Origin of the sequence: Nocardiopsis sp. FR4 (genome assembly GCF_009830945.1) — a bacterium.
Lineage (GTDB): Bacteria > Actinomycetota > Actinomycetes > Streptosporangiales > Streptosporangiaceae > Nocardiopsis.
In genome coordinates this window covers 1-545 of sequence record NZ_VWVV01000076.1, presented here as the reverse complement: position 1 = coordinate 545, position 545 = coordinate 1, and the positions used below count along the sequence as shown (strand labels likewise).

The window sequence follows — 545 nt, the reverse complement described above, 5'->3', positions numbered from 1 at the left end:
GACCAGGTCGTACAGGGCCGGTCCCGGGCACGCGGTGGCGTAGCCGTCCCTGTGGCCGAGGATCTCCGAGCCCGCGCCGCCGTAGTACCTGAGGTAGGCGATGGCGTCGCGGATGCCCCGCTTCATCGCCTCGGTCGGGTTGTAGTTCCAGTAGTCCCGGTAGACCAGGTCGTTCCAGAACCCGGGTTCGGTTCCGACCATGCCGAGGACCGCGTAGTGGTTGCGGTTCAGGCCCGCGCCCTCGCCGTTCGCGGCGCACTGCCGGTTCGGCCCCCGCCCCTCGAACACGTAGCCGTGCCGACAGACCATCAGGCTGTACCCGATGTCGGCGTAGCCGCGTCCGTCCATGTGCTCGTTCTGGACGGAGCGGACCTTGGCCGCACAGTGGCTGTGCTGGACGAGCTCGTAGAGCGAACCGAGGTAGTGGACCTTCACGCCCCGGTTGGACGTGATCGGAGCATCACCGTTCGGTTCGAACGGACGGCCGCCCCATTGGGCTTTGGTGACGAACTGCATGGCAAGAGCTTCTTTCCTTCGACTGACCG

General features: G+C 66.6%; 1 protein-coding gene. It reads right to left on the bottom strand.

Going from position 1 to position 545, the window contains the following annotated elements:
- A partial coding sequence (locus FYW95_RS27490) for a peptidoglycan recognition protein family protein (RefSeq protein ID WP_160051010.1) occupies positions 1-516 on the bottom strand: 516 nt, incomplete at its 3' end.
- Positions 517-545 lie beyond the last annotated feature (29 nt).